The 24,294-nt window shown below is 33.2% G+C and carries 28 protein-coding genes and 1 tRNA gene; all 29 read left to right on the top strand.

What is annotated here, in order from left to right:
- Nucleotides 1–14 precede the first annotated feature (14 nt).
- The 29 genes from ftsZ to TETH514_RS09920 all read left to right on the top strand — a co-directional run bounded on the left by ftsZ (nucleotide 15) and on the right by TETH514_RS09920 (nucleotide 24,034).
- A complete protein-coding gene (gene ftsZ / locus TETH514_RS10055; protein ID WP_003867934.1) occupies nucleotides 15–1,088 on the top strand; it encodes a cell division protein FtsZ in 1,074 nt (357 codons plus the stop codon).
- 174 nt (nucleotides 1,089–1,262) lie between these two features.
- The gene (gene spoIIGA, locus TETH514_RS10050; RefSeq protein WP_009052541.1) at nucleotides 1,263–2,093 is read left to right on the top strand and encodes a sigma-E processing peptidase SpoIIGA; all 831 of its coding nucleotides are present in this window, start codon (nucleotides 1,263–1,265) and stop codon (nucleotides 2,091–2,093) included.
- A 14-nt stretch (nucleotides 2,094–2,107) separates the two neighbouring features.
- On the top strand, nucleotides 2,108–2,833 hold the full coding sequence (gene sigE, locus TETH514_RS10045) for an RNA polymerase sporulation sigma factor SigE (protein WP_009052540.1): 726 nt from the start codon (nucleotides 2,108–2,110) through the stop codon (nucleotides 2,831–2,833).
- 69 nt (nucleotides 2,834–2,902) lie between these two features.
- Nucleotides 2,903–3,673 carry an RNA polymerase sporulation sigma factor SigG gene (sigG, locus tag TETH514_RS10040; RefSeq protein WP_004402381.1) on the top strand — a complete coding sequence of 257 codons (771 nt, stop codon included), beginning with the start codon at nucleotides 2,903–2,905 and terminating at the stop codon, nucleotides 3,671–3,673.
- 68 nt (nucleotides 3,674–3,741) lie between these two features.
- Complete coding sequence (locus TETH514_RS10035; protein WP_003867938.1) at nucleotides 3,742–3,987, top strand: YlmC/YmxH family sporulation protein; 246 nt, start codon at nucleotides 3,742–3,744, stop codon at nucleotides 3,985–3,987.
- 67 nt (nucleotides 3,988–4,054) lie between these two features.
- Complete coding sequence (gene nrdR / locus TETH514_RS10030) at nucleotides 4,055–4,531, top strand: transcriptional regulator NrdR (protein ID WP_009052539.1); 477 nt, start codon at nucleotides 4,055–4,057, stop codon at nucleotides 4,529–4,531.
- Nucleotides 4,532–4,578: 47 nt separating this feature from the next.
- A complete protein-coding gene (locus TETH514_RS10025) occupies nucleotides 4,579–5,283 on the top strand; it encodes a response regulator (RefSeq protein WP_009052538.1) in 705 nt (234 codons plus the stop codon).
- Complete coding sequence (gene pnpS / locus TETH514_RS10020; protein ID WP_009052537.1) at nucleotides 5,283–6,653, top strand: two-component system histidine kinase PnpS; 1,371 nt, start codon at nucleotides 5,283–5,285, stop codon at nucleotides 6,651–6,653. Before TETH514_RS10025 ends, pnpS begins: the two co-directional genes overlap by 1 nt.
- 81 nt (nucleotides 6,654–6,734) lie before the next feature.
- Nucleotides 6,735–7,619, top strand: a complete 885-nt coding sequence (locus tag TETH514_RS10015) for a phosphate ABC transporter substrate-binding protein (RefSeq protein ID WP_003867942.1) — start codon at nucleotides 6,735–6,737, stop codon at nucleotides 7,617–7,619.
- A 196-nt stretch (nucleotides 7,620–7,815) separates the two neighbouring features.
- Nucleotides 7,816–8,715 carry a phosphate ABC transporter permease subunit PstC gene (gene pstC / locus TETH514_RS10010; RefSeq protein WP_003867943.1) on the top strand — a complete coding sequence of 300 codons (900 nt, stop codon included), beginning with the start codon at nucleotides 7,816–7,818 and terminating at the stop codon, nucleotides 8,713–8,715.
- Entirely contained in the window at nucleotides 8,712–9,599 is an 888-nt protein-coding gene (pstA, locus tag TETH514_RS10005; protein WP_003867944.1) for a phosphate ABC transporter permease PstA, read from the top strand. The genes pstC and pstA overlap by 4 nt, the downstream gene beginning before the upstream one ends.
- Before the next feature lie 41 nt (nucleotides 9,600–9,640).
- Nucleotides 9,641–10,390 carry a phosphate ABC transporter ATP-binding protein PstB gene (gene pstB / locus TETH514_RS10000; protein ID WP_009052536.1) on the top strand — a complete coding sequence of 250 codons (750 nt, stop codon included), beginning with the start codon at nucleotides 9,641–9,643 and terminating at the stop codon, nucleotides 10,388–10,390.
- A gap of 14 nt (nucleotides 10,391–10,404) precedes the next feature.
- Nucleotides 10,405–11,058, top strand: coding sequence for a phosphate signaling complex protein PhoU (phoU, locus tag TETH514_RS09995; RefSeq protein WP_012268757.1), 654 nt, complete (start codon nucleotides 10,405–10,407; stop codon nucleotides 11,056–11,058).
- Nucleotides 11,059–11,159: 101 nt separating this feature from the next.
- Nucleotides 11,160–11,864, top strand: coding sequence for a DUF1614 domain-containing protein (locus TETH514_RS09990; protein WP_003867948.1), 705 nt, complete (start codon nucleotides 11,160–11,162; stop codon nucleotides 11,862–11,864).
- Nucleotides 11,842–12,987 (top strand): stage II sporulation protein P, encoded by a 1,146-nt coding sequence (spoIIP, locus tag TETH514_RS09985; protein ID WP_009052535.1) that lies wholly within the window; start codon nucleotides 11,842–11,844, stop codon nucleotides 12,985–12,987. Before TETH514_RS09990 ends, spoIIP begins: the two co-directional genes overlap by 23 nt.
- Nucleotides 12,984–13,889: a YIEGIA family protein gene (locus tag TETH514_RS09980; RefSeq protein ID WP_003867950.1), complete on the top strand. Its 906-nt coding sequence runs from the start codon at nucleotides 12,984–12,986 to the stop codon at nucleotides 13,887–13,889. The genes spoIIP and TETH514_RS09980 overlap by 4 nt, the downstream gene beginning before the upstream one ends.
- Before the next feature lie 9 nt (nucleotides 13,890–13,898).
- The gene (locus TETH514_RS09975) at nucleotides 13,899–14,102 is read left to right on the top strand and encodes a hypothetical protein (RefSeq protein WP_003867951.1); all 204 of its coding nucleotides are present in this window, start codon (nucleotides 13,899–13,901) and stop codon (nucleotides 14,100–14,102) included.
- Nucleotides 14,103–14,111: 9 nt separating this feature from the next.
- Entirely contained in the window at nucleotides 14,112–14,543 is a 432-nt protein-coding gene (locus tag TETH514_RS09970) for a DUF3189 family protein (RefSeq protein WP_003867952.1), read from the top strand.
- A 12-nt stretch (nucleotides 14,544–14,555) separates the two neighbouring features.
- Nucleotides 14,556–15,020, top strand: coding sequence for a DUF3189 family protein (locus TETH514_RS09965; RefSeq protein WP_009052534.1), 465 nt, complete (start codon nucleotides 14,556–14,558; stop codon nucleotides 15,018–15,020).
- A gap of 58 nt (nucleotides 15,021–15,078) precedes the next feature.
- Nucleotides 15,079–16,395: a DUF512 domain-containing protein gene (locus tag TETH514_RS09960; RefSeq protein WP_009052533.1), complete on the top strand. Its 1,317-nt coding sequence runs from the start codon at nucleotides 15,079–15,081 to the stop codon at nucleotides 16,393–16,395.
- A 4-nt stretch (nucleotides 16,396–16,399) separates the two neighbouring features.
- Nucleotides 16,400–17,719, top strand: a complete 1,320-nt coding sequence (gene der, locus TETH514_RS09955) for a ribosome biogenesis GTPase Der (protein WP_009052532.1) — start codon at nucleotides 16,400–16,402, stop codon at nucleotides 17,717–17,719.
- Between the two features lie 19 nt (nucleotides 17,720–17,738).
- Nucleotides 17,739–18,335: a glycerol-3-phosphate 1-O-acyltransferase PlsY gene (gene plsY / locus TETH514_RS09950; RefSeq protein WP_009052531.1), complete on the top strand. Its 597-nt coding sequence runs from the start codon at nucleotides 17,739–17,741 to the stop codon at nucleotides 18,333–18,335.
- A gap of 15 nt (nucleotides 18,336–18,350) precedes the next feature.
- Nucleotides 18,351–19,343 (top strand): NAD(P)H-dependent glycerol-3-phosphate dehydrogenase, encoded by a 993-nt coding sequence (locus tag TETH514_RS09945; RefSeq protein ID WP_009052530.1) that lies wholly within the window; start codon nucleotides 18,351–18,353, stop codon nucleotides 19,341–19,343.
- Between the two features lie 121 nt (nucleotides 19,344–19,464).
- Complete coding sequence (gene spoIVA, locus TETH514_RS09940) at nucleotides 19,465–20,943, top strand: stage IV sporulation protein A (RefSeq protein WP_009052529.1); 1,479 nt, start codon at nucleotides 19,465–19,467, stop codon at nucleotides 20,941–20,943.
- Between the two features lie 54 nt (nucleotides 20,944–20,997).
- Nucleotides 20,998–21,073, top strand: a tRNA-Pro gene (locus tag TETH514_RS09935).
- A 680-nt stretch (nucleotides 21,074–21,753) separates the two neighbouring features.
- Entirely contained in the window at nucleotides 21,754–22,122 is a 369-nt protein-coding gene (locus TETH514_RS09930) for a PAS domain S-box protein (RefSeq protein WP_003867959.1), read from the top strand.
- Nucleotides 22,104–22,253 carry a diguanylate cyclase gene (locus TETH514_RS13195; protein ID WP_003867960.1) on the top strand — a complete coding sequence of 50 codons (150 nt, stop codon included), beginning with the start codon at nucleotides 22,104–22,106 and terminating at the stop codon, nucleotides 22,251–22,253. The genes TETH514_RS09930 and TETH514_RS13195 overlap by 19 nt, the downstream gene beginning before the upstream one ends.
- Nucleotides 22,254–22,326: 73 nt before the next feature.
- A complete protein-coding gene (locus TETH514_RS09925) occupies nucleotides 22,327–23,127 on the top strand; it encodes a response regulator (RefSeq protein WP_003867961.1) in 801 nt (266 codons plus the stop codon).
- A gap of 262 nt (nucleotides 23,128–23,389) precedes the next feature.
- On the top strand, nucleotides 23,390–24,034 hold the full coding sequence (locus tag TETH514_RS09920; protein ID WP_003867962.1) for a lysophospholipid acyltransferase family protein: 645 nt from the start codon (nucleotides 23,390–23,392) through the stop codon (nucleotides 24,032–24,034).
- Nucleotides 24,035–24,294 lie beyond the last annotated feature (260 nt).

Below are 24,294 nucleotides of genomic sequence, written 5' to 3'. Positions count from 1 at the left end.
GAGGAGGGTTTTTTGTGATAGGTATAGAAACTGATATGGAACAATTTGCTGCTATTAAAGTAATAGGAGTTGGTGGTGGAGGCGGAAATGCTGTAAACCGAATGATCGATGCTGGCCTTCGCGGTGTTGAGTTTATTGCAATTAATACAGACAAGCAAGCTCTTTATTTATCAAAAGCTGAAACAAAAATACAAATTGGTGAAAAATTAACGAAAGGGTTAGGAGCAGGAGCAAACCCGGAAATTGGGAAAAAAGCTGCTGAAGAATCTAGAGAAGAAATAGAACGAGTTATAAAAGGCGCTGATATGATATTTATTACTTCTGGCATGGGGGGAGGCACAGGAACGGGAGCTGCTCCAGTTGTGGCGGAAATAGCAAAAGAATTAGGAATTTTGACAGTGGGAGTTGTCACTAAGCCTTTTACATTTGAAGGAAGAAAAAGGATGGCTCATGCAGAAATGGGCATTGAAGAACTTAAAAAACATGTAGATGCGCTTATTACTATTCCTAATGATAGATTACTGCAAGTTGTAGAGAAAAAGACTTCAATGATCGATGCTTTTAAATTAGCGGATGATGTTTTAAGACAAGGTGTTCAAGGTATATCCGATCTTATTGCAGTTCCTGGACTTGTCAATGTTGACTTTGCTGATGTAAAAACGATTATGACAAATACAGGTCTTGCACATATGGGAATAGGCATAGCTTCTGGGGAAAATAAAGCTACTGAGGCAGCGAAACAAGCCATTCATAGTCCACTATTAGAGACTTCAATTGAAGGCTCAAGAGGAATTCTTTTGAATATTGCAGGAGGTCCGAATTTAACCATATTTGAAGTTAATGAAGCGGCTAATTTTATCTATGAGGCTGCTGACCCTGATGCAAATATTATATTTGGTGCAGTAATAGACGAATCATTAGAGGACCAAATAAGGATTACTGTTATAGCTACAGGATTTGAAAGAAATGAAAAATCTAAGGATACAGCAAAGAAAAAAGACACTAGGGAGCCTGAAGTAAAATTAGAAAATGTTATAGAAAGTGATGATTTGGATATACCTACTTTTTTAAGAAGAGGAAGACGATAAATCTGCAAAGGTTTCTTTGCAGATTTTTTTATGCAAAAATTCTACAAAAACAACCTTATTTTTATACCAAAATATTACAATAAATTTGAGATTTTTATTTTATAATATGAATAAAATAGGCAAATGGGAATATACATTGTATAAGGATTAAAAGTGTCCCCGGGGATGGTATGAATGTATTTAGACGTAATTTTTTTCGAAAATTTAATTATTAACTATTTTATTTTATCCCTTACACGAAAATTTTCTAAAAAAGACAGCAAACCTATTAAACTTTTTTTAGGTGCATTATTGGGAGCCTGTTATGTCCTAATAATTTTTTTGTTACCTTATAAGATGATTCATGAAGTTTTCGCAAAAATTATTTTATCTCTCTTAATAATATATATGGCATTTACTCCAAAAACATTAAAAGAATTTTTGAGAATTTTAGCAGTTTTTTATCTAATTTCTTTTGCAATAGGTGGGACAATTTTTGCGGTTTTATATACAGCAAAACTTAATTTACATAGTTTATGGATTGGAATATTGATAGCTATTTTACTTTTCTATACTAATTGGGATTATATAGTGAGAAAATCAAAAGAGGAAAAAATGTTATACAGCATAAAAATAGAAATTTTTCAAAAACAAATAGAGATAAAAGGATTGTTAGATACTGGAAATAGATTATACGACCCTTTAACTAAATCGCCTGTTGTGGTAGTGGAGTTTTTGGCTATGAAAAATATACTTCCTGATAATATGGAAATTTTATTAAATGAAGAGAAGATAGATTTTAACAAAATTTTTGAAGTTTTGAAAGAGGAAAGATGGTTATCAAGGATAAGGTTAATACCCTTTATATCAGTAGGACAGTCTAAAGGAATAATGTTAGGATTTAAGCCAGATAAATTAGTGGTAGGTGAAAAAGAGATAAGGAATGTAATAGTAGGAGTATACAAAAGCCAAATAGATAAATATGGTAATTATGCGGCGTTGTTAGCACCAGAAATTTTAGTATAATGGGGGTGTTGGAAGTGCAACTAAAAACAAAAGTAAAAATAGAAATGCTATTGTTGTGGAAAAAAATCCTTGATTTTTTAGATTTATCTGAAGGCATATTTTATATTGGAGGAAGTGAAGCATTACCTCCACCTCTTTCTGTAGAAGAAGAAATGTATTTAATTTCAAAGATGGAAAAAGGAGATAATGAAGCAAAAACGGTACTTATTGAAAGAAATTTAAGATTGGTAGTATATATAGCAAAAAAATTTGAAAACACAGGAGTAGGAATCGAAGATTTAATATCTATTGGCACGATTGGACTTATAAAAGCTATTAATACTTTCAATCCTAAGAAAAAAATAAAATTAGCTACTTATGCTTCTCGATGCATTGAGAATGAGATATTAATGTATTTAAGAAGGAATAGCAAAACTAAATTAGAGGTTTCTTTTGATGAACCTTTAAATGTAGATTGGGATGGAAATGAACTTTTGCTTTCAGATATTTTAGGCACTGATAATGAAACAGTTTATAAATATATCGAAGATGAAGTAGAAAAGGAATTATTGACTTCTGCATTAAAGAAATTACCAGATAGAGAAAAAAAGATAATAGGACTTAGATTTGGATTAGAGGGTGGAGTAGAAAAGACTCAAAAAGAAGTGGCAGATATGTTGGGAATTTCACAGTCCTATATTTCTCGCTTAGAAAAAAAGATTTTAAAAAGATTAAAAAAAGAAATGAATAGACTAGTTTAAGCGTTTCTGTATATTTTTTTATCCTGCCGGCAATACTGTTAATAAGCTAAACATGTGGGGGCAGGATTTATGAATAACAAAGTTGAAATTTGCGGTGTCAATACCTCTAAGTTACCTGTTTTAAAACCTTCCAAGCAAAAAGAGCTACTGCAGCGGATGAAAAATGGAGACAAAAAAGCAAGAGAAGAATTTATAAATGGCAATTTGCGATTGGTACTAAGTGTTATTCAAAGATTTAATAATCGCGGGGAATACGTAGATGATTTGTTTCAAGTAGGATGTATAGGGCTTATAAAAGCTATTGACAATTTTGACTTAAATCAAAATGTAAAATTTTCTACTTATGCTGTTCCAATGATAATTGGAGAAATAAGAAGATACTTAAGAGATAACACTCCTATAAGGGTGAGCCGCTCTTTAAGAGATATAGCCTATAAAGCATTACAGGTAAGGGACAAATTAGTATCGGAAAATTCCAAAGAGCCGACAGTAGGCGAAATAGCTAAAGAGCTGGACCTTCCAAGAGAGGAAGTGGTAATGGCTCTTGATGCTATTCAAGAACCGGTTTCTTTGTTTGAACCTATATATCATGATGGTGGAGATGCAATTTATGTGATGGACCAAGTCAGCGATGACAAAAATATGGATGAAGTGTGGCTAGAGAAAATTGCATTAAAAGAAGCAATACAAAAACTAAGCGAAAGGGAAAAAATGATATTGACGATGAGATTTTTTGAAGGGAAAACCCAGATGGAGGTAGCAAAAGAGATAGGAATATCTCAAGCACAAGTTTCAAGATTAGAAAAAGCGGCTTTAAATCACATGAGGAAATACATCTAGCTTATCAGGAATGATAAGCTAGATTTTTTCATATAATTTTATGAAAAGGACAAAAGGGGGAAATGAGGATGATTAAAGCTTCAGAGTTAAGAGATAAAGATGTTATAGATATAAATACAGGAGAAAAATTAGGGAATATAATTGACATTGAAGTAAACCTTGAAGAAGGAAGAGTAGAGGGAATTGTTATACCGAAAGAAACAAGTTTTTTTAGGTTTTTTAATAAAGATATAGAAATATACTTGCCGTGGGAATCTATAAAAAAGATTGGAACGGATGTAATATTAGTAGATTTTAAAGATAGAGAAGCTTAAGTTTGACTAATGAAAACAAGTTTATTATAATTTTATTAAACAATTAAGAATTGTTGGAGGTAATAAGATGAAATGCCCTTATTGTGGGTATCCAGATTCAAAAGTTATTGATTCTCGACCTACAGATGATAACACTTCTATAAGGAGAAGAAGGGAATGTTTAAAATGTGGGAAGAGATTTACTACTTATGAGAAAGTAGAACAATTGCCTATACTTGTAATAAAAAAAGACAATCGCCGAGAAGTCTATGACAGAGATAAAATATTAAAAGGCATGATAAAAGCTTGCGAAAAAAGGCCAGTGCCTATAAAGGTGTTAGAAGAAATTACAGATGAAATTGACAAAAGAATAATAAATTCAATGGAAAGGGAAATAACCTCCACCGAAATCGGAGAAATGGTAATGGAAAAACTTAAAAATGTAGATGAAGTAGCTTATGTTAGGTTTGCCTCTGTTTATAGGCAGTTTAAAGATATAAATACTTTTATGGACGAACTTAAGAAACTTCTTAAAGAGAGTGAGACAAAAAAAGAAAATGCATAACTTTTTGCTTCAAAGGTGTACAAGCCATATTATCTGGAGGTGTCAAAATGGCCCATACGGTTTTGGTTATAGAAGATGAAATTCATATATTGGAACTTTTAAGATACAACTTGGAAGCAGCAGGATACAAAGTTATTACTTCGGAAAATGGAAAAGAAGGCTTGGATAAAGCACTTGAAGGAAAACCTGATTTGGTTATATTAGATTTGATGTTGCCAGATGTGGATGGACTGGAAATATGTAAAATTTTAAAAAAGAATGATGAAACGAAAAATATACCGATAATAATGTTAACAGCAAAAAGCGAAGAATTTGATAAAGTATTGGGATTGGAGTTGGGAGCAGATGATTATATAACAAAGCCTTTCAGCGTAAGAGAATTGTTAGCTCGAATTAAAGCCGTTCTTCGGCGAACCCAACAACCAGATGAAGAAAAAGAAGGAATAATAAAATTTGGTGATATAGTTATAGATACTGGAAAGCATTTGGTTTATAAAAAAGGAAAAGTCCTAGAATTGACTTTAAAAGAGTTTGAGCTTTTAAAACTTTTGTCTCAAAATATGGGTAAAGTATTAACTAGAGACTATCTTTTAGACAAAGTATGGGGATATGAATATGCTGGAGAAACTCGAACTGTTGATGTACACATCAGGCATTTAAGAAAGAAAATAGAAGACGATGATAAATCCCCTGTATATATTGAAACTGTAAGAGGAATTGGGTATAAGTTAAATGATAAAGGTGAAGCGTAATGTTGAAAAAATCCTATTGTAAATTGTTTTTTATAAACCTACTTGGAATTTTAATAGTCGCCATATTTTTTTTAGGCTATGTTCCAATGACTAAATTTATTTTTGCTATTTTATTAGGAATTTTAGTAACATTTTTTTTAAGTTATAGATTTATAAAAAATATAGTAGAGCCTATAAAAGAGATAACTGAAATCACAAAGGATATTGCAAAGGGGATATACAGTCATAGGCTTGAAAGCGATTCTATTGATGAAATAAAAGAACTTTCTCTTGCAGTAGATTCTATGTCTTATAAATTAAAAGAAACAATAGAGGAATTAAATGATAGAAACGCAAAATTAGAAGCCATTTTAAAAAGCATAGTAAATGGGGTTATCGCTTTTGATAATAATGAGAAGATATTACTTATAAATGACGCTGCGAGGAAAATTCTAAATATAAAAGAGAAAGATTTAATTGGAAGACATATCTTAGAAATTGTAAGAAATAGTAAATTACATGACTTTTTTGAAGATGTTAAGAAAAATAAAAATTCCCCTTCCAAAAGTTTAGAACTAAATGTTTTCAACAAACACCTCAAAGTGTATACTAGTCCAATTCTTCATCCAATTTCCCATCAAAATTTAGGTTTTGTGTTAATAATAGATGATATTACAGAAATGAGAAGATTGGAAAAAATAAGAAGCGAATTTGTTGCAAATGTGTCCCATGAGCTGAGAACTCCTTTGACTTCTATTAGAGGCTTTATTGAAACTTTAAGAAATGGTGCTATTGACAATCCGCAGGCAAGAGATAAATTTTTAGATATAATTGATTTTGAGTCTGAAAGACTTACAAGACTTATAAACGATATACTCACTCTTTCTGAAATAGAAAATGTTAAAGAAGGTTATCCTAAAGAAGAAATAGAATTAGATAATGAGATAGAGGATATATTATATATAATGGACAAGGTCGCGAGAAATAAAAATATAACGTTGAAAAAAGATTTAAATTGTACAGATTTAGTGATAAAAACTAATAAAGATAGATTTCATCAAATGATGATTAATTTAATAGATAATGGTATAAAATACACTCCAGAGGGAGGATTTGTAAAGGTATCTACCAGAGAAGAGGGGGATAAAATAATTATTACAGTTGAAGACAACGGTATAGGAATTTCGAAAGAAAATATTCCTAGGCTTTTTGAGAGATTTTATCGAGTTGACAAAAGTCGCTCAAGAAAATTAGGTGGTACAGGATTGGGACTTGCTATAGTTAAACATATTGTGGAATCTATGAAAGGAGAAATTTTTGTAGAAAGTGAAGTAGGGAGAGGTACAAAATTTATTATAAAATTCAACAAAACTGATTTAACAAAGACTTAACAATATCTTAATATTGAATTTACAATAGACTGTTACAATGTACTTGTACAAAAAAATTTAAGGAATTTTGGAGGTGCTTTAATGTTAAAGAGTCGATTTGCAAAAGTTGTTATTGCAGTACTGTTGATTGCAAGCTTTTTTACTTTTGCTGCGTGTGGTTCAAAACAACCCCAAAGCAATAATTCTACTACAACCACTGACAATCTTTCAGGTAAGATAACAATTGCTGGTTCTACAGCGTTACAGCCATTAGCTGAACAAGCTGCCAAAATGTTTATGGAAAAATATCCTAATGTAGTGATAACAGTGCAAGGTGGTGGCAGTGGTACAGGGTTGACGCAGGTAGTTCAAGGCGCAATTGATATCGGAAATTCTGATATTTTTGCGGAAGAAAAATTAGATGCCGAGGCAGCAAAATCTTTAGTAGATCATAAAGTTGCAGTTGTAGGTTTTGCTGTAGTTGTGAATAAAGATGTTGCAGTTGATAGTTTAACTCAGCAACAATTGGTAGATATTTTTACAGGTAAAATAACAAACTGGAAAGAAGTTGGCGGGCAAGATGAAAAGATAACAGTTATTTTGAGACCTGCAAGTTCGGGCACAAGAGCAACTTTTAAGAAGATCGTGTTAAAAGGTCAGGAAGAAGCAGAAGGTCTTGCTTTGACAGAAGATTCTAATGGAGCAGTTAAAAAAGCTGTAGCAGATACAAAAGGTGCAATTAGCTATATCGGTTTGGCATATATTGATGATACTGTAAAAGTGCTAAAGTATGATGGCGTAGAGCCAACTGCCCAAAACATAATAGATGGCAAGTATCCTATTTGGTCATACGAGCATATGTACACAAAAGGAGAACCTACTGGTGCAGTTAAAGCTTTCTTAGATTTCATGATGTCAGATGAAGTACAAAAAGAACTTGTTCCTAAGGTGGGATTTATACCTGTTAGTGAGATGAAAACAAAATAGAAAATAATTAAAAAAGGAGCTGACATGAATGCCAGTTCCTTTTTTAATATATATATAGATATAGATATCGATTTAACATAGATTTAACACATATTTAACATAAATTTAATGAATTTTTTTTTTAGAGTTGATACTATAAAAGAAGTGCCATTATTGTCATTATAATTTCTTATAATTCATAAATGGGGGAAAGCACATGACAGTTGATAAAAATTATGAAAGAAAGCGGAAATTGGTTAATTCGTTTGGAAAGGCTATCGTTTTCATATCTGCTTTGCTATTAATAATTATCACTGTTTCTCTCTTTTTATTTGTAGCATCTAAAGGTCTTTCCACTTTTATAAAAGATGGTATCTCTATAAAAGAATTTTTGTTTTCTACTACCTGGAAGCCTGATAGAGAGGTACCTGCGGTAGGGGCATTACAATTTATATTAGGTTCTATATATGTGTCTGTTTTTGCTATTATGATAAGCGCACCTATTGGAGTTTCCTCTGCAATTTTTATGGTAGAAATTGCTAAAAAATTAGGTCAAAAGATTTTACAACCAGCTATTGAAATATTCGTAGGCATTCCTTCTGTAGTGTACGGTTGGGTTGGTCTTACAGTATTAGTTCCTTTTATAAGTAAACATTTTGGAGGATTGGGATTTAGTTTGTTGGCAGGTATATTAGTTCTCACGATTATGACACTTCCTACAATTACCAGTGTTAGCACTGATGCTATAAAGTCGTTACCTACGGAGATAAGAGAAGCCAGTTATGCTCTCGGTGCGACAAGGTGGCAAACAATAAGACATGTGATTCTTCCTGCAGCGAAACCGGGAATTTTAACTGCTATTGTATTAGGACTGGCAAGGGCTTTTGGAGAAGCTTTGGCAGTTCAAATGGTTATAGGAAATCGACCAGTGATTCCTAAATCTTTTTTAGAACCTATGAGTACTATAACTTCTATCATTACAATGGACATGGGAAATACAGTAATGGGTACTGTGTGGAATGATGCCCTTTGGTCTTTGGCATTACTCCTTCTTATGATATCTTTTACTTTCATCATTGTAATTAAATTGGTTGGCAGGAGGGGAATGTATAAATGAAATCTAAACTGTATGATAAAATAGCGAATATATATTTTTACGTTGTTGCTGTGTTTTTAATCTTGCTTTTGGTTTCATTAATAAGTTATATATTGTATCAAGGGAGAACTAAACTGAATATAGATTTTTTAACTTCCCCTCCAAAATTTATGGAAGCAGGAGGAGGCATAGGGCCACAGCTTTTTAATTCATTACAATTATTAATAATAACTTTGATAATTTCTGTTCCCATAGGCTTAGGTGCAGGAATCTATATGGCAGAGTATGCAAAACCGGGTTTATTAACGGAAATTATAAGGTTGTCAGCAGAAACTTTATCTTCAATGCCTTCTATTGTAGTAGGTCTTTTTGGACTTTTAGTGTTTGTAACCATGACTGGATGGGGTTATTCCCTCGTTGCAGGAGCTCTTACTCTTACGGTGTTAAATCTTCCTGTAATGACAAGAGTAAGTGAAGATTCGATTAGAAGTGTGCCCAATAGTTTAAGAGAGGCAAGTTACGCTTTAGGTGCTACTAAATGGCAAACAATTGTAAAAGTTGTAGTGCCTGCTGCAATGCCTGGAATTATAACAGGAATAATTTTAACTGCTGGAAGAATTTTTGGAGAAGCTGCTGCTTTGTTGTATACTGCAGGCATGAGTAGCCCTGCCTTGAATTTTTCAAACTTAAATCCCTCAAGTCCTACTTCGCCTTTAAATATCTTTAGGCCTGCAGAGACTTTGGCTGTTTATATTTGGAAGGTAAATAGTGAGGGGTTAGCACCTGATGCAAGACAGATTGCAGACGGTGCTGCAGCAGTTTTATTGCTAATGGTATTGATCTTCAACATTCTTGCTAGATGGTTAGGAAATACATTATATAAAAGAATGACAGGAGAAAAATAAAATGGTATAATATAGCTAATAGGAAGGGGAATGACTGGTAAATGAAAAAAATACAGGTCAAAGATTTAGACTTGTTTTACGGAGATGTCCAAGCCCTCAAAAAAATAACTTTGGATGTAGAAGCGAATAGCGTTTTGGCACTTATAGGTCCCTCTGGTTGTGGTAAATCTACCTTTATTCGTACTTTGAATAGGATGAACGATCTTATTGAGGGAGTTAAAATAAGTGGTACTGTTTTACTTGATGGTCAAGATGTATATAAAGAAGTGGATGTTATTGAACTTAGAAAGAGAGTAGGAATGGTTTTTCAAAAACCTAATCCTTTTCCTATGACGGTTTACGACAATGTAGCTTATGGCCCAAGAATTCATGGTATAAAAGACAAAAAAAAGTTAAATGAAATTGTTGAAAAAAGTTTGAAAGCTGCAGCTTTATGGGATGAAGTAAAAGATAGGCTCGACAAATCAGCTCTCAGTTTGTCTGGTGGCCAACAGCAAAGGCTTTGTATTGCTAGGACATTGGCAGTAGAACCAGAGGTAATTTTGATGGACGAGCCTACTTCAGCCTTAGATCCTATTTCTACTATGAAAATTGAGGAATTAATTAATGAGTTGAAAAATAAATATACAATAATAATAGTAACTCATAATATGCAACAAGCAGGAAGAGTGTCAGATTACACGGCCTTTTTCTTAAATGGTGAATTAATTGAAAGTGGACCAACAGACAGGGTTTTTTATAATCCTAAAGATAAGAGGACGGAAGACTACATTACTGGAAGATTCGGTTAAAAGGAGGTGACACAGTGAATCGTACTCATTTTGAAAAAGAATTAGAAGAACTTCATTATGATGTTTTAAAAATGGGTAGCCTTGTAGAAGAGGCCATAGCAAATTCTATTGCTTCTTTAGTAAACCATGATACAGAATTAGCTCAGAAAGTTATAGATGACGATGACAGAATAGACAAAATAGAAGTAGAAATTGATAATAAGTGTGCAAAGATTATTGTAACCCAGCAGCCAATTGCAAGAGATTTGAGAATAGTTTTGACGGGTCTTAAAATTGTTACAGATTTAGAAAGAATGGCGGACCATGCAGTAGATATAGCAAAGACTACGTTGAGGATTGCTCATCAAAATTATATAAAACCTTTAATCGATATTCCAAGAATGGCAGAAATTGTAAGAGAAATGGTTAAAATGTCTTTGGATTCCTATGTACGACAAGATTTAGAACTGGCGAGAGCTATTGGCGAAAAAGACGATATAGTAGATGCTCTTTACAAACAGATTTTTAGAGAACTTTTGACATATATGATGGAAGACCCTAGAAACATTGACCAGGCAACACAATTTTTGTTTGTTGCTCGTTATCTTGAAAGAATTGCTGACCATGCAACTAATATATGTGAATGGGTAATTTATCTAGATACCGGTGAACATATAGATTTAAATTGAAATGCAAAAAGCGCTCACTCGAAAAAGTGAGCGCTTTTTGCATATTTTTTTTGCATTGTGTAAAACATATTTTTAAGAAAAAAAGTTAGGGAGTGATTTTGATGCCATTAAGCTATATTTTGCTTTCTATTACAGGATTGGTCGTTTTGTTCGGATTTGCCCATAGAGTATTAGATAGGATGAAAATGACAGATACATGGGCTTTTTTGGTGATAATTGGGATGATTATAGGGACATTAATACCTAATATTCCTATAACAAAAACTGTGTCTATAAACATAGGTGGAGCTGTTATCCCTATAGCAGTATGTGTGTATCTTTTTTTGAAAGCAGAAAGTACCAGAGAAAGAGTAAATGCAGTTGTAGTATCAATTGTTGCAGGAATAGCTGTTTTTATTGCAGGGCGAATACTTCCTGCAGAACCTGAAGCCATGATTATTGAGCCTAAGTATATTTATGGTATTGTTGGAGGTTTAATTGCGTATCTTTTTTCACGTTCGAGAAGAAGTGCTTTTATTGCAGGGGTGATGGGAATAATACTGGCAAATGTAATGCAGGCAGTCTCAAACTACTTGACAGGGACAAGAGGAGCCGTATCCATAGGAGGAGCTGGATTTTTTGATTCGGTAGTTATATCTATGATAATTGCCGTGTTTTTGTCTGAAATAATTGGGGAAACAAGAGAAAAAATACAAGGAGGTACTTCTAAAAAGCATCTTGAACCTAGGGAGGGTATGGCTAGCAGCTTGATAGATACTAACAAAAAAGAAGAGGGTGATAAAAATGAACAAAAGGAAGATGAATAAAGTTACAATATTAATCTTATTGGTTATTGGATTTTTATCTTTTTCTATTAGCAGTTATGCAGAGAAGCAGGCTGAATTACAACCCGATTATTACACAGTGTATGATGCAAAGACAAATAAAGTACTTTTCAGAACTGCAATGGAGGTTTATAAGGGGGATAGATATTTATCAGGAGATAATAAATTGTATGAAGTGTTCAAAGTGAATAAAAATGAAAATACAGCTTATGCAAAGTATTTGCAAACAGAAAAACTTCCAGATGTGAATATAGAAGAAATTTTACAAGCAATGGCAGTAGCAGAAAATACTGGTGAAAAAAGAGTGGCGATATATTCTACCCACAGTGACGAATCCTATCTTCCTTCAGATGGCGCTGCAAGTATCAATGGACATGGCGGCATATACAAAGTAGATGCTGCCTTACAAAAAGCTTTAGAGGCAAAAGGAGTCACAGTCAAAGTGGACAGGACTTTGTATCTACCTCATGATGCTATGGCATACAGCCGATCAAGAACTGGAGCGGTCAAACTTTTAAAGGATTTTAAACCGGACCTACTTTTGGATGTTCATAGAGATGCAGTACCACTCGAAGAATATATACGAAAAATTGCAGGGAAGAATGCTACAGGCGTAAGAATTGTCTTAGGACGAAACAATCCTAATTTAAAAGCAAATCAGCAATTAGCCTATAGGATAAAAGCTATTGCGGATAAGACATATCCAAACATGATCAAGGATATATTTTTTGGAAAAGGAGATTTTAATCAAGATTTGACTCCAAACTCTTTATTGTTAGAATTTGGTACTTATTCTCATACAAGAGAAAGAGCAGAAGTTTCTGCTTCTTTAATAGCAGACATATTGACTAAAGCACTTTATGGTTCAGATGAGCAAAAACAAGTAGGTACTGTTACAAAAGCTCAAAGACCGCTTCCTGGACAGAACAAAGCTGCAGGTACCGGAATATGGGTTTTGATTGGAGTTGTCGTAGTGTCAGCAGTAGCTTTCATGTTTTTGAGTACTGGTGGGCGAGAGATGTATCACAAGTTTTCTAAAGCTACGCGCAAAGAATTTGCAAGTTATTTGGGTAAGTTTAGGCGGAAAAAAGGAGATGAGCCATGAGCATAAATCATGAATTTTATATCAATATTGTGGTTTGTGGAATTGCTTTGGGGACACTTGCCCGCTTTATATATTTAAGAGTGGACTATAGGCAGTATCCTACTTATCCTCAAGGTTATATGACTCATTTAACCTTAGGGATAATTTCAGCGGCTTTAGGAGCTTTTTCTGTGCCTGCATTAATTGAAAAACAGTACACTGCTGTCACCTTTTTAGCTTTGGCAGCACAACAATTTAAAGAAGTAAGAGAAATAGAGAGAGCCAGCTTAGAAAAAATGGAAGCAACAGAATTAGTTCCAAGAGGAGCAGCGTATATAGAAAATATAGCTAAAATTTTTGAAGCAAGAAACTATATTGCTATGGCAGTAGCTGCTCTTACTTCTTTGGCAGTTTATCTTTCTAAAAGTGTTATAATAGGTACAATTGTGGGAGGATTAGCAATTTATTTGTCTCGTTATGTAATGAAAATCGCTTATATTAGAGATATTGCTGAAGTTCTTCCTTCAAAGATTGTTTTTAAAGGACCTTTATTGTGCGTTGAGGATGTGGTTTTAGCAGATATAGGTCTAAAAGAAGGAAGAGAAATAATAGAGAAATTTGGAATGGCTGTTATAATACGTCCGAAAGGGTTAGATAGTTTAATTTCCATAAATAACTTAGGAATAAGACAGGCTATTCTCCATGAAGCTGCTAATCAATTAGGATTAAAAATGAATATTGATACTCCTGAATTAGCTCCTCTTACTATGAACAACAATGAAAATGGAGATATTATTGTGGTTATGGTAGCGATGAAGCCTGATATAGATGCATTTGTGGAAATTATAAAGAATGTGCCAGCAATTGAAACTGTAAGAAAGTATCCTTCAAAGTCAAGGGGCGCGAGAAAAGCTTTCAATTGAGGTGATAGAATGGAAGTACATGTTACAGGATATATAATAGCAATAGTAGCTTTAAGAAAAGCAAAAGACAATGTCTCAAGTGGTACTGCACCCATCATTTATGTAGAAAATGAAGAAGAACAGCAAAAGCTTTCTATGTATTTGAGCAGAATTTTTAAGGCAGCCGTTCACGACCTTGAAAATGGAGTATTTATTTTAGTTAAACAATATTAGGTGGTATCTATGAAAGTAGTGTATTATAGCTATTATGGGTGCTATTCTTCTCCTATATGTGCATATCTTCATTTAAATGACAAATCCAAAATTGAAAAAGAGGAATTTTTTAAAATTCCTTTTTTGTTTCAAGTTGATTATGGACAAATGAGATTTATTGGGAAAGATAATAATCAAAATGAAGTCTTCATAATAGGAATGAAAAATTTTAGTGAAAATATCAAGAAAACTTTGTATGATTTGATGGAAGTTTTTAAAATAAAAGAAGATATAATTTTTATAGACACTTCCCACTATGATGTAATTTTTTTTAAAGTGCTGATGAATCTAAGAGGTAAGAAAATACTAACACAAACTATAGACAATTTTTTATATAATTACTATTTGATGAGACACAAGAATATAAAAAGATTTGTAGAGAGATATAAAAAAATACTATGAGGTGATAGGCTTGTGATTATTGTATATATGTGTTATGGAAGTGCCCACTCTTCTGTTGTAGCTGCTTCTATACACATAGGACTTTTGCCTATTGACAGAGTGCCTACTTATGAAGAAATTGTTTCTCTTCCTCATTATGATAAAACTTCCAACGATGAAATTGGCACTCTTTTTTATATGGGTAAGGATGAGTTTGGCAATGAAGTGTATATTGTAGGAGCAAGAAATGGAAGACAAATAGTTACAAAGGCTATTTATAGTTTTTTGTCTTTATATGGAATTTCAAAAAAGGACATATTGGTGGTAGATGCACTTCCTACCATAGGACTTACTACAAAGATTGGAGGTATTACGTCAAGGCGCTTAGGAATTATCTTTTTAGGTAGGCCTATAACGGTATATGGTATATTGAAAAAATACAACAATTTCGTAAAATTAGTAACAGATATTAAAACAAAGTTGCAAATAAGGTCTTGACGTATTGATAGGATTAATTCATAATTGAAAAGAGAGGAGTTAATTTAGGAGGAAAAATATGCATAAAATAAATATAAAAGATGTAATAAAAGGAAGTATAGCATGGGATTTAGATATACAAAAAGGAGACAAACTCATTACATTAAACGGAAAAGAAATAATTGATATAATAGATTATCGATATGAAGTGTCAAATGAGTTTATACAATTAGAAATTGAAAAGGCTACAGGAGAAAGATATATTTTTGAAGTGGAAAAAGACTATGATGAGGATTTAGGGTTAGTCTTTGAAGAAGAAATAATTGACAAACCAAAACATTGTAGAAATAAGTGTATTTTTTGCTTTATTGACCAGTTACCTAAAGGAGTCCGCAAATCTCTTTTATTTAAGGATGACGATTATAGGTTTTCCTTTTTACAAGGTAATTTTATTACTATGACTAATATGAGTGAAGAGGAAATTGCCAGGGTAATAAAATATAAGCTCTCTCCCTTATATGTTTCAATTCATGCCACTGATGATGATGTAAGAGTGAAAATGATAAATAACCCGAATGCAAAAGGTATAATGGATAAATTAAAAAAGCTTTGTAAAAACGGAATTGAGGTACATGGTCAAATCGTATTATGTCCAGAAATAAATGATGGCAAAATTCTTGACAAAACTATCAAGGATTTGTCGAGCTTGTATCCAGGAGTAAAATCAATAGCAGTTGTTCCAGTAGGACTTACAGACCACAGAGAGAGACTTTATAAACTTAGGACATTTACCAAAGAAGAAGCTAAAAATGTAGTCGAACAAGTGTCTTCATGGCAAAAGAAATTAAAGAAAGAATTAGGTTCTTCTTTTGTTTTTTTATCAGATGAGTTTTATGTGATGGCAGGTGTTACTATACCTTCTTATTATTATTACGAGGGGTTCCCTCAAATAGAAAATGGCGTAGGACTTATGGCATTGTTTAAACATCAATTTGAAAGGAGTCTAAAAAGATTAAAAGCGAATAAAGGGAAAAATATAAACACCACCCCTTACCTTATTGTTACAGGAATAGCTGCCTATAATTTTATGGAAGAAGTAGCGAAAGAATTAAGAAAAACAGGGTTTAATGTAAAAGTGGAGAAGATACACAATGAGTTTTTTGGTCACAACATCACGGTAGCTGGACTTGTGGTGGGGAGAGATATAATAAACCAATTAAAAGGCGAAGTAAATGGGGAAGTTTTAGTTATTCCCGATGTCATGCTAAGAGAAAGTTCAAATGTTTTTCTTGATGATATGACAGTTGAAGAAGTAGAAAAGGAACTTGGTGCACAAATTATGGTTTCACCAGTGGATGGAAAAGAATTTTTACAAAAGATACAGAGTGGAAGGTGATAGTATGGCAGGTGCAATGGTGAGTATTGTAGGTAGGCCAAATGTGGGTAAATCTACTCTTTTTAATAAGATTATGGGAAAGAGAATTTCTATTGTTGAAGACAAACCAGGAGTTACAAGGGATAGAATATACGGTAATGCAGAATGGCTGGACAAAAAATTTATATTAGTAGACACAGGAGGATTAGACCCAAATGCTGAAGATATTCTCTTTTCAAAAGTTCGTTTACAAGTGGAAGCAGCAATTGATACTTCTGACGTAATATTATTTTTAGTTGATGCAAAAGAAGGTTTAATGCCAGAAGATGAAGAAATAGCAAACATTTTAAGAAGAGCAAAAAAAGAAGTTATTTTGGTTTGCAACAAGGTGGACAGTTTTAAAGAAATGCCTCCTACTTATTATGACTTTTTTAGTCTTGGTTTAGGCAATCCCATTCCAATTTCAGCGTCAAATGGGTTGGGCATCGGAGAACTTTTAGACGAAGTAGTAAAAAGATTGCCACAGGAAGAGTTAGAATACACTGAAGAGACAATTAAAATTGCTGTTATTGGCAAACCTAATGTGGGGAAATCCTCACTAGTTAACAAAATATTAGGAGAAGAAAGGGTAATAGTCAGTAACATACCTGGCACTACACGGGATGCAATAGATACTCCTTTTTCAAAAGATGGGAAGAACTATGTTCTTATTGATACAGCAGGGATACGTAGAAAAAGTAGAATTAGCGAATCTATAGAAAGGTACAGTGTACTAAGAGCTTTAGCTGCAATTGAAAGGTCTGATATATGCCTTTTGATGATAGATGCTACAGAAGGTCCAACAGAACAGGACACTAAAATAGCAGGATATGCGTTTGAGAATGGAAAAGGAATCATCATAGTTGTTAATAAATGGGATGCAATAAAAAAAGATAATAATACTGTTAATGAGTATACTAAGATGGTAAGAGAAAAACTATCTTTTATATCTTTTGCTCCTATACTATTTATTTCAGCGAAAACAGGGCAAAGAGTACACAGAGTTTTAGAGACTGTAGATAAAGTGTGGGAGGAATATAATAAAAGAATTACTACTGGTCTTTTAAATAATGTGCTAAATGAAGCTATACTTATGTTTCCGCCACCTGCTGATAAGGGCAAACCATTAAAAGTATATTATACTTCACAAGTAGGAATTAAGCCACCTTCTTTTGTAGTATTTGTCAATGAACCAGAGCTGATGCATTTTTCCTATTTAAGATTTATTGAGAATACATTAAGACAAAATTTTGGCTTTGAAGGGGTACCTATTGTGATTTCTACTAAAAAAAGAGGAGAAAATTAAAAGAGAAAGGGGGGGAAATATGTACGCTGTTTTAACGGCCATCATTGCTTATTTGATTGGTTGCATAAACAATGCATATATTTTTACAAAATACACGCGAAACATAGACATTCGCAATTATGGAAGTGGAAATGCAGGAGCTACTAATGTTTTGAGAGTATTAGGATATAAAGCTGCAGCTCCTGTTTTTGCATTGGATGTGTTAAAAGGAGTAATAGCCGTATTAATCGGTAAGTATTTAATGGGTAATACTGGTGCTATGATTGCAGGAATAGCAGTGGTATGCGGTCATAACTGGCCTGTGTTTTTAAAATTTAGAGGTGGAAAAGGAATTGCTACAAGTGTTGGAGTTGTAATGACTGTAAGTCCTCTTTTAGGGCTCATAGCCTTAGCAATTGGGGTTACAGTAATTGTTTTGACAAAATACGTATCTTTAGGGTCCATAACAGGGTCGGTTACTTTTGTGCTTTTAAATGCAATCTTTTGGAATTCAACACAAATATTCATATTTTCGCTTATTCTGGCATCTTTAGCAATTTTCCAACACCGTTCTAATATAAAACGTTTGCTGGCGGGAACAGAATCCAAGCTGGGACAAAAGACGGAAATAAAATGAGAAAGGAAAGTGGTCATGAAAATATCAGTATTAGGTGCGGGAAGTTGGGGAACAGCTATAGCGATACACTTAAACCGACTTGGGCATCAAATTACATTGTGGCTGAGAGATAAAAATCAGTTTGAGGAAATTGTGTCTACTCGTCACAATAAAAAATATCTTGATGTTGATATTCCTCAAGAAATTTCCATTACTACTGATTTAAAAGAGGCAGTAACTAACTCTGAAATAGTAGTAATCGCAGTACCTTCTCATGCTGTGAGAGAGATATCGGAAAAATTAAAAGAGGTAGCTGATAAAAACTTTATTGTGGTAAATCTTGCAAAGGGAATAGAGACTTCCACTTTAAAAAGAATGTCTGAAGTCATAAAAGAATATCTTTCAAATGATGTAGTTGTTTTGTCAGGTCCTAGTCATGCTGAGGAAGTAGTCAGGCAAATTCCTACAGCCTGTGTTTTAGCCTCTTTAAATGTTAAAGCTTGTGAGGTAGTGCAAGATGCCTTTATGGATGAAAACTTTAGGTTGTATATAAACAAGGACGTTGTGGGAGTGGAATTAGGAGGATCATTAAAGAATATTATAGCCTTGGGAGCTGGAATTTCAGACGGGCTTGGATTTGGCGATAATACCAAAGCTGCTCTTATGACAAGAGGTCTTGCGGAAATTACTCGTTTGGGTGTCGCGTTAGGTTCTGATCCGTTGACGTTTTTAGGTTTGGCAGGTGTAGGAGACCTCATTGTCACTTGTACCAGCATGCTTTCACGAAATAGAAGAGCAGGGATACTTATAGGTAAAGGTAAAAGTTTAGAAGAAGCATTAAAAGAGATAGGAATGGTAGTAGAAGGAGTTAATACTACAAAATCCGCCTACAGACTTTCTCAAATTCATAAAATAGAAATGCCAATAACTAAAGAAATTTATTCCATACTTTTTGAGGGTAAAAATCCCTATGAGGCTGTTTATAGCCTTATGACGAGAGATAAAAAACATGAATTGCACGGTATTTGATCTCCGGTTTTCCGGAGATTTTATTATATTTCAATATTTTTTACATATAAATGTACTGTTAAAGCATATATATATGAGTGAGAAGAAAAGGATATGGGGATATAAAAAGGAGGGAAATGGGTTGGAAAACTACGATATCTATAAAAATATTGCAGAAAGAACACAAGGGGATATCTACATAGGAGTAGTAGGCCCAGTGAGAACAGGTAAATCGACTTTTATTAAGCGATTTATGGACATATTAGTACTGCCATACATAGAAAATCTTCCCCAAAAAGAGAGAATAAAAGATGAATTGCCACAAAGTGCAGCAGGCAAAACCATAATGACTACTGAGCCTAAATTTGTTCCTGAAAAAGCGGTAGAGATAACAATTAATGAAAACACGAGGTTTAAAGTGAGATTAGTAGATTGTGTAGGATATATGGTCAAAGGTGCACTGGGATACATGGAAGGGGATAAGCCCCGTATGGTGTCTACTCCTTGGTATGATTATGAAATACCTTTTGAGGAAGCGGCAGAAATAGGAACAAAAAAAGTCATAAATGACCATTCTACAATAGGATTAGTGATGACCACTGATGGAAGCATAACCGACATACCGCGAGAAAATTATGTAGCAGCAGAAGAAAGGGTAGTAAAAGAATTAAAAGAATTGAATAAACCTTTTATAATAGTGCTAAATACAACTGATCCTCAAAGTCCCGAAACAATTAATTTAGCAAAAGAATTAGAGAAAAAATACGATGTACCTGTTGTTGTTTTAAATGTACTTAAAATGGAAATACCAGACATTCATGCAATTTTGGAAAAAGTCTTATTTGAATTTCCCATACGGGAGATTGCAATTGATTTGCCTAAATGGGTAGATGCTCTTGATAAAAGTCATTGGCTTAAGCAAAATATAATGGAAACAGTAAAAGAAAACATAAAAGATTTGTTTAGATTAAGAGATATACCTAAGTTAGTTGGTGGTCTTAAAGCAAATGAAAACTTTTCTGAGGTGTTTATAAAGAAGATAACTCCAGGTGAAGGCTGTGCAAATGTTGAAATAAAAACCCAGGAAGGCTTATTCTTTAAGATATTAAGTGATGAAAGCGGACTTGAAATTCATGGTGATAAAGAATTAATGACAATGATGAGAGAATTGGCTTATGCAAAAAGACAGTATGATAGAGTTAAAGATGCTTTTTTACAAGCTGAAAAAACAGGTGTAGGAGTGGTACCTGCAAGCCTTGATGACATGAAGTTTGAAAAACCCGAAATAGTAAGGCAAGGTGGGAGATTTGCGGTAAGGCTTAGAGCTTCTGCTCCTTCATATCACATATTTAGAACTGATATTACGGCAGAAGTATCGCCAGTTGTAGGAACAGAAAAGCAAAGTGAAGATTTTGTAAAATATTTGACAGAACAGTTTGAGAGCGATCCAGAAAAAATTTGGGAATCTAACATTTTTGGCAAGACCTTGAGTGACCTTGTAAAAGAGGGAATGCAAAACAAGATTGGCACCATTCCCGAAAACTTAAGTCATAAACTGAGAGATACATTAGAAAGAGTAGTGAATGACAGCGGAGGCGGAATAATCTTTATAATCATTTAACTATTGATTTTTTCTTTTATCTCGTTTATAATAAAAGCTGAACATAGTTTCTTTCTGGGTGTGGCGCAGCTGGTAGCGCGCCAGAATGGGGTTCTGGAGGCCGGGGGTTCAAGTCCCCCCACTCAGACCAGTGAAGATCAGTAACCGCAAGGCTTTGCGGTTTTCTTTTTTGGAAATACAATTAGAAATCGAAATTTGCAAACATTTTGCAAACATATTTTTTATTTTGTTTCTTTATCAAGAATTGGGGTGGGTATTTTCTGAATGCCTGCCCTTAGTTTTTAGATTGGAACGTAATACTATTATTGGCAATTTTATATATTGAATGCAAATAACTTTATTTTACTCTAATCTTATTTTAACCTCAATTCGACAAGTAGCAACTAGATTAAAAATTCAATTTCTATGAATGTAAAATATTGATACTTCATTATCAGATCTTCAACTATTGTATATTTGTTGGATAAAGATGTTCTTTTTGATTAACATAATTTATAAAACATCTAATCCATGCCTGATTTTTGGCTTTCATTTCATGCTCATAATCTTATTCTAAGCAAAAATGAAATTTTACCCCAAAAATTTGGACTTGTCTTAATGTAGCTATCTATAAGTTTTTTGACAGAAGAATATCATAGGGATAATATTATGCCAGGAAAATTTTTATTGTGTTTTTAAGTAAAAAGAGTATAATAATATTTCGGAAATAGAAGTCTTGAGTGATTTTCAGAAAATATAGCAAAACGTTTTTATAAGTTACATTTGGCTATATTTGCTGAAATCTAGTTAATTGGAGGCATTAACTGATGAATGCTGTTTAAAGGAGAACAGAAGCAAATTATCTTTAACACAGTACACCGCAGGAAAGATGGTTCTCTTTATCCAGTAGAAGTTCACTTGGAACTTGTAGAATTTGGGAAAGAAAAAGTATATGCAGCACTTGTGATTGATATAACGGAGAGTAGAACAATGGAAAAAGAACTGAAGGAAAGGAATGAGATTTTAAGCACTATAATGGAGTCTGCAGGAAATGCCATTATTATGATTGACGACAAAGGGAACGTAACTTTTTGGAACCCTGCAGCGGAGCGTATACTTGGATATTCAAGAGAAGAAATAATAGGAAAAGAATTACACGCACTTATGATTCAAGATGAAGGATGGAACTGCAAGGAATAGGGGATGTAACAGCAAGCTTTGGAGTAACTGAATATAGGGATACTGATACCATTGACATAGTTCTTATTCGAGTAGACAACATGCTTTATGAAGCAAAGGGTGAAGGAAGAAATTGTGTAAAAAGCGAATAAAAAATGGAAATGAAATATAATGTGGGAGGAGGATAAAAAGAGAGGCTTGTAATGAAGCCTCACTAAAAGAACTATGGAGGAAAGGAAAGATAGTAAAAATATTCTAGTAATAGATGATTCTGTATTAATACGGCTTATGGCTAAAAATATATTAGAGGCAGAAGGATATAACGTTGAAGCTGCAGCTACCGCTGAAGAAGCGATGCTGAAAGTAAAAAATAGAAAAGAATTATTTGATTTAGTAATTGTAGACATTAATCTGCCGAATCAGAATGGTTTTGAATTTATACGGAAATTAAAGTCAGAGGAAAAATACAGAGACATCCCGGTAATGATATTGAGCGCAGATGCTACAGCACCTTCAATTAGACAGGCAGTAGAAGCTGGTGCGGTAGAATATCTCATTAAGCCCTTTAAAGCAGCTGAGCTTGTAAAACGTGTAGTAAAACTAATAGGATACATTAAAGAAGAAGATCACTATCCGGAACTTAAAGAGCTGCTAAAAAAAGAAATAAACCGGGCCAAGAGAAGCAATGTAAATCTTTCTTTAGTTCTGGCACAATGCGAAGGAAAAATCAGAGTAGAAATTTCAAAAATAGCAAAACAGGTAAAGAACAGACTTCGCGACATAGATACAGTATTTGAGATTGATAAAAATACTTTGGCTTTAGTTCTTCCTGTTACAGGAGCTAATGGCGCAGTGGTTGTAATAAAAAAAGTTAAAGGTAAACTGCCGGGTAAATGGTATTTTGGTATAAGTACATATCCCGATAACGGCAAAGATGAAGAGGAGCTAATTAATTTTGCAAAAGAAAGCTTAATGAAAGAAATATCGAATTTAAAACAAGAGACGGCAGAAAGGAAAGAAATATAGGAGTTATACAGACAGTAATTTTTTGGTATTATATTTTTAGACAAAAAAATAATAAAATTGCTATTGCAAAGGAAATGTTAAAAAAAGCTGCTAAATTAAATACTCTGAAGATAGGCGGGCCAAGGCTTTTCTTGACCTATTTTATTTACCCCTTTATTTACAAAACATTTTTATTGGGAAAATTTAAAAAGTATTATAATATAAAGTGAAATTCAAAAGATGGACTTATATAACAACACATAAGTTTATCGGGTGAAGATCTATGAAGATTATAGGAAAATTTTTTTACTTTTTAGGAAAGTGGATATTTTATTTTTTATTTAAAATATTTATCAAAATTGAAGTTGAAGGAAAGAAAAACCTTCCTGAAAAAGGGCCTCTTATAATCGCATCAAATCATAAAAGCATATTGGATCCATTAATACTAATGGTTATATTACCTTATTATATAACTTTTCTTGCTGCTTCATACCTATTTAAAATACCGTTTTTAAATATAATTTTAAAGCTTGTGGGTGTGCTTCCTGTAAAAGAAAAAAAGCAAGATTTAAGGACATTAAAACGAGCAATAGATTTGCTAAAAAACGGCAATATAGTCGGCGTTTTTCCGGAAGGCGGGGTGAGCGTAAATGAAAATGTTAAAGAATTTAAACCTGGTTTTGCTTTCCTTTCGGTTAAAACAAATGCACCTATCCTTCCTATAGCGATAATAGGGACGGAAAGAGTGCTTCCTCCAGGAAAATGGATTCCAAAAAGGGCAAAAGTTAAAATTTGCATTGGGGAACCCATATTTTTAGAAAAAGTAAATATAAAGGATAAAAAAGAAATTTACAGTTTTTTAGTAAATTATACAAGGGCAATGATTTTAAAGTTCATATCAAAATTTAGCACTCCTGTAATAAATTAAAAGGTTGTAATATTTTCCGAAAATTGGGTATGAAGTATATAAGAAGAATAAAAAAAATTGCGAAGCAAAGTTCAAAATAGCCAAAGTAGAAAAATTTCTAAGATTTATAGAGGAAAAAATATTAAAAGACAAATGGTCGCCAGATGCAGTAGTAGGTTATTTGCAGAAGGAGTTCTGGATGAAAAAAAAGAAACAGTTTGTACTAAGACACTGTAATAGACTTCCAAGAAGAATTTTAAGATATAAGACACCAGAAGAAT

This window comes from Thermoanaerobacter sp. X514, from assembly GCF_000019065.1.
Lineage (GTDB): Bacteria > Bacillota > Thermoanaerobacteria > Thermoanaerobacterales > Thermoanaerobacteraceae > Thermoanaerobacter > Thermoanaerobacter pseudethanolicus.
The sequence above is the reverse complement of the archived record's forward strand: the minus strand, read 5'-3'. Positions and strand labels throughout refer to the sequence as shown.